Below are 14,858 nucleotides of genomic sequence, written 5' to 3' on the forward strand. Positions count from 1 at the left end.
TTTTTCAGAAACAAATAATAAAAGCACAGGCCCATTGTCTCCTGTGCTTTGAATCACTTTACTTTTCTTATTCGAACGCCTTCTTTAATTGATCCCCTATCAAATGCCAAGCTTCTTCAGCTATGGCTAAATCTCCGGCATGCGTGAAGCCGTGAGGGACACCTTTAAATTGTTTGTACGTGACGTTTACCCCAGCTTCTTTTAACTTGGCAGCATATTGCTCGGCTTCTTCAGCCAGCGAATCCCTCTCTGCTGTGATGACGAGAGCTGGAGGCATTTTTGCTAAGGTTGAACGATCTGCAAAAACCGGAGAAACGAGCGGATTTTGCGGATCTTGGCCTTGCAGATAGAAGGAATTAAAGAGTCTCGCCAATTCAACTGGGATCGCTTCTTCAAACGCTGGCTTTTGTGCTGGATCAGTGGCTAGATCGAGCGGCGGATAATCAAGCACTTGATAGGCAATTGGGAGTGTATTTCCTCTTTGAATATTCAATAGACAAGCAGCCGTTGCCAAATTTCCTCCTGCGCTATGTCCGCCAATAGCTAATGCATTCCGATCGATTTGAAGTTCATCAGGGTGTTCATACAGCCACTTCAGTACATCGTAGCATTCATGGAGAGCGGCTGGGAAAGGGTGCTCGGGTGCAAGCTGATACTCGACATTGACAACGATACATTGCGCCCGGTCTGCAATGACTGGACACCATGGATTATCCATTTCAGCACTGCCCATGATAAATCCGCCGCCATGTAAATTCACAAAAACAGGAAGCAGCTGTTTTGATGTGTTCACTGGCTTAAATACCCACACCTTTGTTTCGCCAGCACTTGTTGGAATATCATATTCCATTTTGTTCACTTCAGGAGGATTTACTGGTTTTAGTTCCGATTGACTCGCTAATGAACCTTCAGATGGCTGGCGTAATGATGCAGCGATTTTGATTTGTTCTTCTAAGTTCATGATCTCAGACTCCTATCTTATTCATTTCTTAGTTAACTCATTCGTTTCCTTTTCCTCTTTTCCTCCTACTGAATCAGCAGCAATTTTCATTTGTTCACTTTTTACCTATCTCCCCTTTTTCTCACTCTTTGAAACAAGCATTGGGCAAATAAAAAAGCACTGCGGCGCTATGTCCACAGTGCTTTTCATTTCTCTTATGATACTTGCTGTTCTACCTTCACTCGTTTAATGAAGAAAGCGATGATTAACCCAATGACGGTCATGATCACTGCAAAGATAAATGCATGCTGGACACCATTTGTAAAGGCGAGCAGCTGATTCATCGGATTTGCGGGATCAGACACATTTTCCATAAAGCTGCGTGCTCCTGATGAAAGAATCGAAATACCGATTGCAGTACCAATGGCTCCTGCCACCTGCTGCAATGTATTCATAATCGCTGTACCATGCGGATATAGCTCTGGCGGCAGCTGATTCAATCCATTTGTTTGAGCAGGCATCATAATCATCGCGATTCCGATCATTAATGTAATATGAAGGGTTACAATGAATCCAATCGACGTATTCACACTTAGATTCGTAAAGCCAAACATCGTCGCTGCGACAATGACAAGACCTGGAATGACAAGCCATTTTGGACCAAACTTATCAAATAAACCACCCATGATTGGGGATAGCAGTCCGTTGATAATTCCACCTGGCAATAGCATTAAACCTGCTGTAAATGTAGAAAGCGCCAAGGACGTTTGCAGATACAATGGCAAAATCATCATAGCAGACAGCATCACCATCATACACACTAAAATCAGAAGTAACCCAATGACAAACATCGGATATTTAAACGGGCTTAAGTTCAGCATTGGTTCTTTCATGTTCAACTGTCTTAAAGAGAACACAAGAATCCCTATGACACCAACTACAATTGCAACGATGACATGCATACTGCTCCAGCCGCCGCCTTCACCGGCACTGCTAAAGCCATACACAATTCCGCCGAAACCAATGGTTGAAAGCACAATTGATAAAATGTCGATTTTCGGTCTTGTTGGTTCTGTAATATTTTGCATAAAGATATAACCAAATACGAGTGCAGCAATTAATAAAGGAAGTGAAATCCAGAAAATCCAATGCCACGTCAACGATTTCAGAATAAGTCCAGAGACGGTCGGGCCGACAGCTGGTGCAAACATGATCACAAGACCAATAATCCCCATCGATCTGCCTCGTTTATGAGGTGGAATGATGACCAAAATCGTATTAAACATCAATGGCAGAAGCAATGCTGTGCCGACTGCCTGCACGACACGTGCTACCATTAAAATACTAAAGACTGGCGCAACCGCCGCAATAAATGTTCCGATGATCGAAAAGACGAGCGATGTAATGAAAAGCTGTCTTGTCGTAAACCATTGAAGAATGAGTCCTGAAATCGGTACGAGAATACCAAGTGTTAATAAATATCCTGTTGTCAGCCACTGAGCAGTCGTCGCTTCAATTCCAAAGTCTAACGTTAAACTTCTCAGCGCCATGTTTAATGCCGTTTCACTGAACAGGCCAATAAATCCAGCTGTGATAAAAGAAATAATAATGGGCAGCGTTCGAATTTCAGAAGCTGCTGCTTTCTGTTTGTTCATATTAAGTTGGCTCCTTTTCTTTTTGAATTTAGATGAACTTAGGAAGTCAGGGTGGTCAGAAATGAGCCACTTTTATGTCTATTGAAAGACGGATAAAATCTGTTTTTCTGCAGCAAATTGAGCTATTCTTTCGATTGAATAGCCAGATTCATGTATATAAAACATGAGCTCAGGCGTCATTGGAGAGGACATACATAACGTTGTCAGTTCTATATCCTGTATGTTCGCTTCTCCCTTTTCTCTCGCTTCCTCAAGCAAATCACGAATGATTTGTCTAAGTGATTGACTGTAATGACTCTCATACACTTTACTTGTCTGCTCTAAATTCCCAGAAATTGTGAGCATCCGAATCCAGTCTAGATGGTGACCGACGATCAGATGAATTTCTTCGAGAACATAGCGCAAACGTTCACGGACCGGCTGATCACTTATTTTGCTCAAGTAAAGATGCAAAGCTGGGATCAGCTGTTCAAATCTCTCCCCAAGGATAGAAAGGCACAGATCACTTTTATTGGCGTAGCGGCGGTAAAGAGTGCCCTGCCCAACACCAGCTGTTTTCGCAATTTTGTGCATGCTGACATTTTCTACACCAAATTCTTGAAATAAGGAGAATGCGATCTCTTCAATTTCCTCCCCAATATCCTTTTCCACCATGCTCACCTTCTTTACCTTCATCCACATGACACTTATCTCTATGTGTTAAATCAAAACACTTTAGGTTTTTCTTAGGACAATTGTCCCGATATTATCTTACGGACAACTGTCCGCAATGTCAATCATTATTTTTTACTTATGATCCTTCTTTCAATTCTATTAAATAATGCACACTGTTTATCATTATTTAGACCGATTTTCCCTTTTGAAAGAATCATGTATGATCAATAAAGAAAGCGCTTCCATAAAAGGAGAGGAGAATGCGAATATGTACCGTATGAAACGAATGTTGATGTTGCTTGTCACTGGATTAGTCTTGAGTTTGTCCACATTTACAGCGGGTGCCTCGGCACAAACGGGTGGATCGTTTTATGAACCTTTTAACAACTATAATACGGGGTTATGGCAAAAAGCCGATGGATACTCGAATGGAAACATGTTTAACTGTACGTGGCGTGCAAATAACGTGTCGATGACCTCATCAGGTGAAATGCGTTTATCGCTCACAAGTCCCGCCTATAACAAGTTTGACTGCGGAGAAAACCGTTCCGTTCAAACGTACGGCTATGGGCTATATGAAGTCAACATGAAGCCAGCCAAAAATGTGGGGATCGTCTCTTCTTTCTTCACTTATACGGGACCGACTGATGGTACGCCTTGGGATGAGATTGACATTGAATTTCTAGGAAAAGATACGACAAAGGTACAGTTTAACTACTATACCAATGGTGTAGGAAATCATGAAAAGATCGTCAACCTTGGTTTCGATGCAGCGAACTCTTATCACACGTATGCATTTGACTGGCAGCCAAACTCTATCAAATGGTATGTCGATGGGCAATTAAAGCATACCGCCACCACTCAAATTCCTCAAACACCAGGGAAAATTATGATGAACCTGTGGAATGGTGCAGGTGTCGATGAATGGCTCGGCTCCTACAACGGTGTTACACCGCTCCACGCACATTATAACTGGGTGCGTTACACAAAAAGATAACTCTATCAAAAAAACCTGTGACAAGTCACAGGTTTTTCTTCGTTTAATTAGAATGAGTTTTCAGCTGATGAGCGAGTTTTTTCTCATGATTGTGGATAATATCTTCATAACTTTCTATTTTGAAATCCAATCGTTTAATGGTCTCTTCGATTTCCTTTTGTTTTTGGACGAGTCTTTCTCGTTCATTGACCAAAATGTTTTTTCGCGAAGATAACGTATAATCATCATCCTCAAAAAATAAGGCTGTATATTCTCTAAGCGCATCAATCGAGAGCCCTGCATTTCTCATACACTTGATAAATTCAATCCATTGAAGATCATCCTCTGTATAATCACGAATCCCATGATCGTCACGTTTGATTTCCCTAATCAAACCAATATTTTCGTAATATCTAAGTGTCGCAGTGGATAAATCGAGCTGTTTTGCTGCTTGTGCTATTTTCATTGTACCCTCCTTCTTTCTCTTACCTTCCGATCTCCCTTTCCTCATCATCTCCATTTTGAAAAAGAAAGCAAGATGCTTTTGGCTCAATTCTTGATTCAAGAATGTCGTAAAAGCCTGAATTCATTATCACAGAAGGTTTTCTGTTGACTTATAGTCCACTTTAACAAGTACAGTATAGAAGAAAGAATCGAATCTTATTTTTGAAAGGATGATCAAGAATGTGTCAGACGCACCAATCAAATGTTTTAAGTGTTTCACACGCAAAAGCGAATTTTGAACGGACGATCATTGAACGAAGAGCGCTTCGTCCACATGATATTTTAATTGATATTCAATTTAGCGGGATCTGTCATTCAGATATCCACAGCGCTTTTGATGAATGGGGCGGCGGTATTTTCCCGATGGTTCCGGGTCATGAGATTACTGGGGTCGTTGCAGCTGTAGGTAATGATGTGACGAAATTTCAGATCGGAGACCGTGTAGGCGTTGGCTGCTTTGTGGATTCCTGCGGCACCTGTGAATATTGTCAAAATGGAGACGAGCAGTATTGCACAAAAGGGGTCGTCCAAACGTATAACAGCCGTGACTATGACGGGGAACCGACTTATGGCGGCTACAGTCAAAAAATTGTCGTGACTGAACGATTTGTCGTCAGCATTCCTGATCAACTGCCCCTTGATGCCGCAAGTCCTCTTCTCTGTGCTGGCATTACCACTTATTCACCATTAAAGCACTGGAAGGCAGGTCCTGGCAAAAAGGTTGCTATCGTCGGAATGGGCGGACTCGGTCATGTCGCCATTCAATTCGCGAGCGCTCTAGGTGCTGAAGTGACGGTGTTGAGCCGCTCTTTAAATAAAAAAGAAGAAGCACTGTCATTTGGCGCAAAAGACTACTTTGCTACAAGTGATCCTAATACGTTTCAGACACTAGCCGGTCAGTACGACCTTATTCTCAATACGGTCTCTGCCAACATTAACGTGGATGCCTATTTGTCCTTACTCCGTGTAGATGGAACCTTGGTGAACGTCGGTGCACCGCCTAAACCGGATCAATTCCACGTCTTTTCATTAATTTCCGGCCGCCGCAGTATAGCCGGTTCACTCGTTGGCGGCATCCAAGAAACACAAGAAATGCTCGATTTCGCAGCTGCTCACAACATCGCACCACAAATTGAAGTCATCAATGCTAATCAAGTTGATGAAGCGTATGAACGTGTGCTGAAAAGTGATGTTCGTTACCGGTTTGTGATTGATATTTCGACGTTATGATCGAATTCTATTTTGAAAGACTGGCTCAATGGCTGGTCTTTTTTTTAACCATGATTTCCTCATAAACAGCTGTTTACGTTTGAAAGACTGGATGGCGGATACAAAGGGTGGAGTCCGAGCAGTAATTGTGGTTATCCTGTTCTTCTTATAGCGAGGAGAATATGTTCAAATTAAAAAAATCACATCCAAAATTCCTAAAAAATTAACTCTCTTTTTTAGAACTAAATTTGTTGACAACAAATAAATAAACATGTTATTATTAAAAATTTGATTATTTCTCCTCCAAGTGTGGTACCCTTAAAGTAGATACAATATATGGAGGTGGATGATATGTTTCAAATTGGTGATAACATTGTTTATCCAATGCACGGAGCAGGTATAATTGAAGCCATAGAAGAAAAAGAATTTTCTGATGAAAAACAGCAGTATTATGTGATTAAAATGTCAATCAGTCATATGAAAGTAATGATTCCAACACGGAAAATGTCAGGTTCACGTATAAGACCTGTTACAGATATACTGGCTTTAAAGAATGTGATGCACATTTTCCAGCATGGCAAATCAGATCAATTACTGACGTGGAAAGAACGGCATACAATTAATACAAACAAAATAAAAACGGGTAACATCCAAGATGGTGCTGAAGTTGTGCGTGATCTTATGCGTATGAAGAAAGAGAAAGCACTAAATGCTAGTGAAAAGAAAATGCTGGATGATGCCCATGAATTTTTGCTAAGTGAATTAGAAGTCATCAAAGGGATTACAGAAAAACAAATAAAAAGTTTTTGTTAAGAATCTCTTCCACGCTCACCATTTTTGAATACACGTTCTCTAAGAACATTTCCACCCTTCATTTTATTTAAAAAAAGAATTTATTTAGGCAAATTCCGCATATTGTAAATCCAATATGCTATACTGTTGATAAACCTTTGAAGCATGAATTTTTTTACGATTACCTTGTAACATCTCCCTACTTGTACGCTGAGTAGGGTTTTTTATTGAAAAAATGCGTGAAAGCATAAAAAAACAGGCTCTCTACAGAGAACCTGTTTTAAAAGGATGAAGATTAAGCAGTTTTTTGAACGTTAGCAGCTTGAGCTCCACGAGAACCTTGCTCTACGTCAAATGTAACTTTTTGACCTTCGTCTAAAGATTTGAATCCGTCACCTTGGATAGCTGAGAAATGTACGAATACATCGTCGCCTTCTTCACGTTCGATAAATCCAAAACCTTTTTCTGCGTTAAACCATTTTACTGTACCTTGTTCCATGTTTGTTGCCTCCTCGTGCGTATACCACACAATGTATTATACTATCCTTGCCCAAAGTATCCTCAAGACGAAAAGTCTTTCTTCATGCTATCCTTTACGCCGAACAAAAATAATTATTCTTATTGTAGCATGAATCGGAAATAATTGCAATTTAGGATTTAAAAGAACAAAATCAACGATCATACTCAATTTTGTTCCTCTGACTTTAAAAAAGGGTGTTCAATCCGAAGGAATAAACAAGTTTATAACGTCAATCCATTTAGACAACTTTCACTTTATTTAAAAGTAAGGAATAACGAAACATTACTGTACTCTTAGAAAATTGATGTCATTTTTATTTTAGTTAAGATTGGCATCTTTATTCCTATCAATTCTTAAAGTTACTATAAGACTAGCAACGCTGGCTAAAGTTCCTACAACAGAAACAACAATTGTTAAAAAATCTGGAATAAGAAATCCTATTGGAATGAGCCCCAGAAAAGATAGAACAATAAAACATTGGTATACACTAGATATAGTTCTCACAATCAAGTGACTGAAAAAGGACATCACTAACGGAGGAATGAATAAACATACCATTATTACAATTGATATTATTAAGATGTGAGGCTGATCAAATGAAATGACATTATCCCCAGGGGAATTTTTGGCAGCCACTAGCAAAACAACTATAGACATCATGAGAGTAAGTAAAACTAGAGAAACCCTTTTTATCATGTTATAACTCCTTTGGTTGATCTTATGCGACTTAATTTCTTTTTATCAAATTATCTCATCATAACCTTTATTTTACAATATAAACGACGAAAGGAAACTCTTAATAAAAAAGCTTATTCAGTTCTTTTATGGACAACAATCGCATGATGATTGTCAACGATTCTTTAGAGGATATTAATTAAAGTCGCAATATGATTTCACACCTAAGATAATCTGATGTGGAATCGTTCATTCAAACGAGAAATTTATATTAAAATGACCGGGCATGTTTCCACTTAGCATACAATTTTTGAATTTCATATTCAGAATAGAGTACGCCAACATACATTACCCCTTCCACGAAAATTAACTTGGTATTGCCCCTCCTTAAAATTGATCTATACAGTTTCACAAACAATTCATATATTTCAAATATTTTACATGTTATGATAGATTTGTAACAAAACCAAACTTAGGGGGAAGTATTATGAATAAACTTTACAAGGGATTAATTGTTTCAGTATTATCAATTACTTCATTAACTCTTCCAGCTTTAACAAATCAAGCTTCTGCGCAAGAACCTGCAAAAAGTCACAATATAGCAAAGCCTACAAATGAAATTGGAACAGTCGATTTCCATATGTTAAGAAACTCAAATGTTGGATTGCTGTATGGCTATACAAGGTGGGAAATCATCTCTGGCAGTCACCTTATCAGCATTAGTTCTAGTGGTGTCGTATCTTCTTACTCATCACTTGGCACGGCGTTGGTTTATGCCTATGATATAAACGATAACTACGTCATTTTTAAGATTACAGTTGAACCTCGATAATTCGAAAAGCCCACTTACTTATGGTAAAATAGACAGATTCATTAAAAAGTGATAAAAAAACCAAAGGTCTACAACCTTTGGTTTTTTAGATGCGGCCGAGAGGACTTGAACCTCCACGGGTTATTCACCCACTCGGCCTCAACATTGTGAAAACATATCATTGGTTATGAAAGCTTATTTTCATTACACTTTTATGTTCTGCTTATAGAATTCATCATTTATATGTTAGATTTAAATAACGTTTTTCAATTATTCAACTAACCCATTTCGTATGGAAAATACTACAGCTTGTGTCCGATCTTCAACACCAAGTTTTTGAAAAATACGATGGACATGTGACTTAACTGTCCCTTGTGATATATGAAGAATGTCCGCAATTTCTGAATTTCTCCGACCATAAGCCATTTGCTGCAAAACATCAGTTTCGCGTTCAGTTAAGGGTTCGGGCAAGTCTGAAGTTTTGGTATCATTTTGTTCAGTATTCTTACCTTCACTAATGGCTTTTGCAAGTGCTTTACTAGCCATTGCTGTTCGGTAGATCGCTTGACCTTGGTTAACCCATCGAATACCATCTAGAAGTTCTTTCGTATCGGTATCCTTTAATAAATAACCAACAGCACCGGCTCGAATGCCATCAAATACATAATCTTGGACATCGAATGTTGTAAGAAGCACCACTTTGATATAAGGCATTGAATCAAGAATGTTGTAAGTAGCTTCTATGCCAGTCCCATTTGGCATTTGAATATCCATTAGGACCACATCAGGATTCGTGTTTTTTGTCATCTCTATCGTTGTTTTCCCATCAGCTGCTTCACCAACAACTTCCATGTCTGCTTGTGAATCAATGATATATTTTAAACCCTGACGGACAATAGGTTGATCATCAGCCAGTACGATTCGAATCTTATTTTTTTCATCCATTTCCCATTTCCCCCCACAAAAGAATGAAACTCCTTTTTACAGATTATGTATATCATGATGTGACCTTTTTTCTATTGGGAGCGTTATCTCAATACAAAGACCATGCGGTTTCACCGAAGTAAATGTACACGTCCCTCCTTGTTGTTGACAACGTTCTATCATTCCATTTAATCCGAACCCTACTTTCAACGGGACATCATTCACATAGTCTCCATTATCAGATACCTTTAAAATAATTTCATCATTCACTTCCTGAAGGTGAATTGTAACCGATGTGGCATTTGAGTGACGTAAAATGTTAGTTAGGGATTCTTGAAGTGTGCGGTATAGTACAATACTGGTTTCATTGGGCCATTCGGAAATTTTTGATTCCTGAACAAAATTGAATTTTATTGGAGAGCGACCTTGAATTTGAGATACAAGTCCTTTTAAAGCGATAATCCCGAGACCCATTTCATCACTTGACCATTCTCTTACCGAAAAACGAACTTCAGCCATAGCTTTCCTAGCTATCTGAAGTAATTGCGTGGTTACTTCAGATGCCTTTTTCGGTTCATCCGGCAGCATAATTTCAAGAGCCTGCAGCTGAATAATTAAGGATGTGAGCTGGTGGCCAAGACCATCATGAATTTCACGAGCAAGCCTTATACGTTCTTCTAAAGCTGCATATTTCATGGAATTCATAGTAGCTTCCTGCAGTTCAGCGTGTGCTTCTTTTAACTCTTGATGTGCCTTGTTTATTTCTTGCAGGTGTAATTCCTTCATTCGATAAGCATTTTTCCAAATCTTACGAATTAAGACCACTATAAATAATCCTACTAAGATAAGAGGTGCTGTGAAAGTAACAGGCCGAGATATGCATATAAAAACCACTATTGTAAGTAAGGCCAGAATAGAAGATAAATACTTGTACTTATCATAAACCGTTGCCAAAATCCAAACTAATGGCCATAACAAAGCTGCGTCAGTTATGCCGTATACATTATTCAAAATTAATTCTATTGCTAAAATCAAGAGTGAAATAACAGCATATTTTACCCCACTCAACCAAGTCTCCCGTGCCCACAGTAAGACGAGATATAACAGTATTATTAAAGAAAACCCAATGACAGCCTCAAATACTTGATTCGTGAATTCTTTATACAACACATATAACAAAGCAATGGTTGCAATGACCTTAATCAATCGCGTATTCGCATCAAAAAGCAAACCTTATCACTTCCTCATTCTTATCAATTCCATATCTCTTGAGTTTATTCCGTTATAGTAACAAATAACAAACCAGTTGTGCCTCTACCTACAGATATATTTTTTCTTTTTTAAAATCAGTCAACGGATAGAAGATGGATACTTTGATAGTTGATATAGTCTTAAGTGTACGATTCATAGCTTGAGCTTAGGTCGATTTTTTAACATTAAATTCTACACAGCTTATATAAATCAGGCTAAATATATATTACGGAGGAATTGATTTGGATACTCAAACGTGGTTAATCATGGGGACGATCTTTTTAGTTGTTTTATTTACACAATTTGGACGAAAGAAATTTACAGTGCGAAATGCTATTTTGCCGTTTATTATATGTGGTATTGTCATAAAAATGTACGTTAAGGATATTCCCACATCAGGAAATGACATTGTTGCATTAGGGTTTATGATAGCTGCAGGCATTTTATTTGGAATATTGATTCTTTTCACTGTCAAAATAGAATGGTCTGAGGGAAAAGCCTTCACCATTGCAGGCATACCTTATTTATTATTATGGATAATCGGTCTCGGTTGGCGCATTGTATTAACTAACTATGCTGAACATTGGAATCCACAGCGCTTTATGGAGTTTATGATCACACATAAATTGGATATTGATATCATACCACCTGCCTTTATCTTCTTTACACTTGCTATGTTTACAACAAGAATTCTCGGTATCTTCATTCGACTCCAGTTGAGTCGTAAAAAAGCTGCAACAAGTGTCTAAATTAAATGATGTAAAATTAGATGTCCATGTTGTAATATTGGTGTTATCACTAGGATGAAAAAGAAAAGAAGAGGTTAACCCCAAAAGGCCTCTTCTTTTTTATATGCTGATATCTTGGATATACAAGAGTGTTAGGAGAAAATGGAGAAAAGATTTATGCACCAACTCGATCTACAGTAATTTTAAAGAATAGACGTATATGGTCACTTATTTCCTAACAAACAAAAGGCTATGGCTGAAAAATTGGACGACATGATATAAAAATATCGATCTCAAACAAAAAAGTCCACTTACTTAAGGTGAGTGGACAGATTCATTTAGAAATAAAAATACCAAAGGTCTACAACCTTTGGTATCATTGATGCGGCCGAGAGGACTTGAACCTCCACGGGTTATTCACCCACTAGGCCCTCAACCTAGCGCGTCTGCCATTCCGCCACGACCGCGTGTATGATGTGCTCATATATGCATAAGTGCACTGTTTGAAAAAACAATGCGGGTGAAGGGACTTGAACCCCCACGTCATAAAGACACTAGATCCTAAGTCTAGCGCGTCTGCCAATTCCGCCACACCCGCGTGACAATGGTGAGCCATGAAGGACTCGAACCTTCGACCCTCTGATTAAAAGTCAGATGCTCTACCAACTGAGCTAATGGCTCATCTGCTATGCAGAAAAACATATATAAAAATGGCTGGGCTAGCTGGATTCGAACCAACGCATGACGGAGTCAAAGTCCGTTGCCTTACCGCTTGGCTATAGCCCAACGAATCAAAAAACAAAACATGACCCGTACGGGATTCGAACCCGTGTTACCGCCGTGAAAGGGCGGTGTCTTAACCGCTTGACCAACGGGCCATACAATAATGGCGGAGAAGGAGGGATTTGAACCCTCGCGCCGCTTACGCGACCTACACCCTTAGCAGGGGCGCCTCTTCAGCCACTTGAGTACTTCTCCATTATGGCTCCGCAGGTAGGACTCGAACCTACGACCGATCGGTTAACAGCCGATAGCTCTACCACTGAGCTACTGCGGAATAATAAGACATGTTTCATTATATCTATGCCAGAAAAATGTGTCAAGAATTTTTAAGTGTTTCATTCCTGTCTCATTAGCGACGGCTTTTATAATTTAACATATACTAATATAACAGTCAAGCCTTTCTTCCTTCCTTTTTGTTTTCTGTTTAGACATGACAGAAAGACCCCGACCTCTAACTGAAAGACCAAGGCCTCCTTGCTGCTGCGCTCCCTATGAGTTCATGACAGCTTATACTTTCGCATCCACTTATAAAAGGTGCTTCTTGGCACACCTGCTGACCTCGCTGCTTCTGACACATGACCTTTTGTTTTGTGCAGTGCTTCTATCACTGTTTGCTTTTGAATGCGTTCCCTAAACGTGAGCTCTTTTGGAATCTCGGTACATTCTACTGGAGGCAGCTTCTGCTTTTTCTGATCCATCGTCTCTAATACCGCCGCATATTGCGATTCACCAATCCATCCTCCTTTAGGAAACAGAACCCTTATATGTTCAAACAGATTAAAAAGTTCTCGTATGTTTCCAGGCCAATGATACGCTTCTAGCTTACGAAAAAAAGATTCAGGAAATGTCGCATTCCATTGGTGTTTCTTTTGGTAATAACGATATAAATCAACAATGTCTTCTTTTCTTTCTCTAAGCGGCGGGATGTTGATTGGATAGACATGAAGACGGTAATACAAATCTTCACGTATTTTTCCTTCCTTCAGCAGTTCGTTCATATTCCGGTGTGTCGCTGTTATGATTCTAATATCCAAAGGGATTTCGTGTGTCCCGCCGAGCGGTACGACTTTCCTTTCTTCAATGACCCTAAGAAGCGCCACTTGCATCGCATAAGGGATTTCCCCAATTTCGTCTAAAAAGAGAGTTCCTTTCTGCGCCTGTTCAAATTTCCCCTTTGCTCCATGACGTTTTGCCCCTGTAAAAGCACCTTCAGCGTAACCAAAAAGTTCGCTTTCTAACAGGCTTTCAGGTATGGCTCCACAATTCACGGCAATAAACGGTCCTTTATGTCTTTCACTAGCTAAGTGAATCGCTCGAGCGGCCAGTTCTTTCCCTGTACCTGTTTCTCCCCAAATATAGACATTTGCATCTGTTTGTGCCGCTCGTTTCAATTCGCTGAGCGTCTGCTGAAATGCCGTACTTGTTCCAGATTCCCCGGGAAATTGAGCAAAAGAAACGGTTATATTGCTCTTCGCTGCTTCTTCAAGAGAAAAAGACATCCCAAGCGGCTTTCCGTCTTGTTCTGACTGAATGATCTGCTTGTCCCGTGTAACAAATGTATCGTCCATGAGCAGCGCAACATCCATTCCGTACCAGTCTGAAAACCGGTCTCTAATCGGCTTACTTGCCAAAACAATCTGCTTTTTCTCATTACAGACAACATATGGTTCGTCCGCTTCTACCTGCTGGAGACAATGACTGATCAGCTCCATCTCTTTCCTTTTTTGCTGGACCTGAATTTCTCTCTCGATGGCATATGCAACTGCTGAAGCCATTCCAAGCGTAAAAGGATGACTTTGATCCGCCATACAGGAGATATCAATGACTCCTATGATCGTGCCATCTGCATCACGAATAGGGGCCGCTGAACAACTCCAATGGTGGGAAGCGACTGAAAAATGCTCAGTTCCGTTGATCGCTACAGCTTCTCCAATGACCAGTGCCGTTCCAATAGCGTTCGTCCCCACATCGGCTTCGGTCCAGCGCGCACCCTCCATAAAATTTATTTTTTTCGCTTCTACCAGCGTCCTTTGGCTTCCAGTCAGACTTAGCACATAACCATCTGCATCGATGAGTAAAGCCATCATGTCAGATTCTTTTAATTGCTGACTGATTTTATTTAAGTAAGGAAGAGCGGCATTTAGAAAGAGTGAGTACTTCTTTTTTTGAACACTGAATAATTCCTTTTCTAACAACGACTGTCCTTTATCTAAATACGGATTCACATTTGCCTGTTTACATCTGTGCCATGACTCCATCACTCTCTTATCCAGACGAGACCTATCAAGCAAACCTTCACGAACAAAACGTTTCCAAGTATTTAAATAGCAAGGCGTCGGATTCATTCCATCCTCTCCTCTGGGGGCTTTTTATCCATTATAGATAATTATAAAAGCGCTTTCAATTATTGGCTGACCCAGGAAGTCATTCGGATAG

General features: G+C 39.7%; 14 protein-coding genes and 7 tRNA genes. 5 read left to right on the forward strand and 16 right to left on the reverse strand.

Annotated elements, in window-relative coordinates; genetic code table 11:
* Positions 1-67 precede the first annotated feature (67 nt).
* From MHI60_RS04655 to MHI60_RS04665, 3 genes are all read right to left on the reverse strand, one after another.
* Positions 68-961 carry an alpha/beta hydrolase gene (locus MHI60_RS04655; RefSeq protein WP_144486189.1) on the reverse strand — a complete coding sequence of 298 codons (894 nt, stop codon included), beginning with the start codon at positions 959-961 and terminating at the stop codon, positions 68-70.
* 194 nt (positions 962-1,155) lie between these two features.
* A complete protein-coding gene (locus MHI60_RS04660) occupies positions 1,156-2,595 on the reverse strand; it encodes a DHA2 family efflux MFS transporter permease subunit (RefSeq protein WP_048240348.1) in 1,440 nt (479 codons plus the stop codon).
* A 78-nt stretch (positions 2,596-2,673) separates the two neighbouring features.
* Entirely contained in the window at positions 2,674-3,246 is a 573-nt protein-coding gene (locus MHI60_RS04665) for a TetR/AcrR family transcriptional regulator (protein WP_025093568.1), read from the reverse strand.
* A gap of 271 nt (positions 3,247-3,517) precedes the next feature.
* On the opposite strand from MHI60_RS04665, the gene MHI60_RS04670 reads away from it, so the two are divergent.
* On the forward strand, positions 3,518-4,246 hold the full coding sequence (locus MHI60_RS04670) for a glycoside hydrolase family 16 protein (RefSeq protein WP_025093569.1): 729 nt from the start codon (positions 3,518-3,520) through the stop codon (positions 4,244-4,246).
* 43 nt (positions 4,247-4,289) lie between these two features.
* On the opposite strand, the gene MHI60_RS04675 is transcribed toward MHI60_RS04670, so the two are convergent.
* A complete protein-coding gene (locus tag MHI60_RS04675; protein WP_095407819.1) occupies positions 4,290-4,691 on the reverse strand; it encodes a MerR family transcriptional regulator in 402 nt (133 codons plus the stop codon).
* Between the two features lie 218 nt (positions 4,692-4,909).
* On the opposite strand from MHI60_RS04675, the gene MHI60_RS04680 reads away from it, so the two are divergent.
* Both MHI60_RS04680 and MHI60_RS04685 read left to right on the forward strand, forming a co-directional pair.
* Positions 4,910-5,959, forward strand: a complete 1,050-nt coding sequence (locus tag MHI60_RS04680; protein ID WP_144486187.1) for an NAD(P)-dependent alcohol dehydrogenase — start codon at positions 4,910-4,912, stop codon at positions 5,957-5,959.
* Positions 5,960-6,289: 330 nt separating this feature from the next.
* The gene (locus MHI60_RS04685; RefSeq protein WP_087976933.1) at positions 6,290-6,751 is read left to right on the forward strand and encodes a CarD family transcriptional regulator; all 462 of its coding nucleotides are present in this window, start codon (positions 6,290-6,292) and stop codon (positions 6,749-6,751) included.
* A gap of 274 nt (positions 6,752-7,025) precedes the next feature.
* Here MHI60_RS04685 and MHI60_RS04690 read toward each other — a convergent pair whose 3' ends face one another.
* Together MHI60_RS04690 and MHI60_RS04695 are read right to left on the reverse strand one after the other, a co-directional pair.
* Complete coding sequence (locus MHI60_RS04690) at positions 7,026-7,229, reverse strand: cold-shock protein (protein ID WP_003214229.1); 204 nt, start codon at positions 7,227-7,229, stop codon at positions 7,026-7,028.
* A gap of 339 nt (positions 7,230-7,568) precedes the next feature.
* Positions 7,569-7,946: a hypothetical protein gene (locus MHI60_RS04695; protein ID WP_144486185.1), complete on the reverse strand. Its 378-nt coding sequence runs from the start codon at positions 7,944-7,946 to the stop codon at positions 7,569-7,571.
* A 466-nt stretch (positions 7,947-8,412) separates the two neighbouring features.
* Here MHI60_RS04695 and MHI60_RS04700 point away from each other — a divergent pair, with 466 nt between their 5' ends.
* Positions 8,413-8,757 carry a hypothetical protein gene (locus tag MHI60_RS04700; RefSeq protein WP_144472928.1) on the forward strand — a complete coding sequence of 115 codons (345 nt, stop codon included), beginning with the start codon at positions 8,413-8,415 and terminating at the stop codon, positions 8,755-8,757.
* 249 nt (positions 8,758-9,006) lie between these two features.
* Here the strand turns inward: MHI60_RS04700 and MHI60_RS04705 are convergent, their stop codons facing one another.
* Both MHI60_RS04705 and MHI60_RS04710 read right to left on the reverse strand, forming a co-directional pair.
* Positions 9,007-9,681, reverse strand: a complete 675-nt coding sequence (locus MHI60_RS04705) for a response regulator transcription factor (RefSeq protein WP_144486183.1) — start codon at positions 9,679-9,681, stop codon at positions 9,007-9,009.
* A gap of 36 nt (positions 9,682-9,717) precedes the next feature.
* A complete protein-coding gene (locus MHI60_RS04710) occupies positions 9,718-10,890 on the reverse strand; it encodes a sensor histidine kinase (RefSeq protein WP_144486181.1) in 1,173 nt (390 codons plus the stop codon).
* A 263-nt stretch (positions 10,891-11,153) separates the two neighbouring features.
* Here MHI60_RS04710 and MHI60_RS04715 point away from each other — a divergent pair, with 263 nt between their 5' ends.
* The gene (locus tag MHI60_RS04715; RefSeq protein WP_144486179.1) at positions 11,154-11,660 is read left to right on the forward strand and encodes a hypothetical protein; all 507 of its coding nucleotides are present in this window, start codon (positions 11,154-11,156) and stop codon (positions 11,658-11,660) included.
* A gap of 362 nt (positions 11,661-12,022) precedes the next feature.
* Here MHI60_RS04715 and MHI60_RS04720 read toward each other — a convergent pair.
* From MHI60_RS04720 to MHI60_RS04755, 8 genes are all read right to left on the reverse strand, one after another.
* Positions 12,023-12,106: transfer RNA gene (locus MHI60_RS04720), tRNA-Leu, on the reverse strand.
* 48 nt (positions 12,107-12,154) lie between these two features.
* Positions 12,155-12,237 (reverse strand) — tRNA-Leu (locus MHI60_RS04725).
* Between the two features lie 7 nt (positions 12,238-12,244).
* Positions 12,245-12,320 (reverse strand) — tRNA-Lys (locus MHI60_RS04730).
* 30 nt (positions 12,321-12,350) lie between these two features.
* Positions 12,351-12,425 (reverse strand) — tRNA-Gln (locus tag MHI60_RS04735).
* Positions 12,426-12,445: 20 nt separating this feature from the next.
* Positions 12,446-12,517: transfer RNA gene (locus MHI60_RS04740), tRNA-Glu, on the reverse strand.
* Between the two features lie 9 nt (positions 12,518-12,526).
* Positions 12,527-12,617 (reverse strand) — tRNA-Ser (locus MHI60_RS04745).
* A 4-nt stretch (positions 12,618-12,621) separates the two neighbouring features.
* Positions 12,622-12,696: transfer RNA gene (locus tag MHI60_RS04750), tRNA-Asn, on the reverse strand.
* A gap of 223 nt (positions 12,697-12,919) precedes the next feature.
* Positions 12,920-14,767 (reverse strand): sigma-54-dependent Fis family transcriptional regulator, encoded by a 1,848-nt coding sequence (locus tag MHI60_RS04755; RefSeq protein ID WP_144486177.1) that lies wholly within the window; start codon positions 14,765-14,767, stop codon positions 12,920-12,922.
* Positions 14,768-14,858 lie beyond the last annotated feature (91 nt).

Source organism: Bacillus sp. FSL K6-3200 (assembly GCF_038630485.1).
GTDB lineage: Bacteria > Bacillota > Bacilli > Bacillales > Bacillaceae > Bacillus > Bacillus safensis.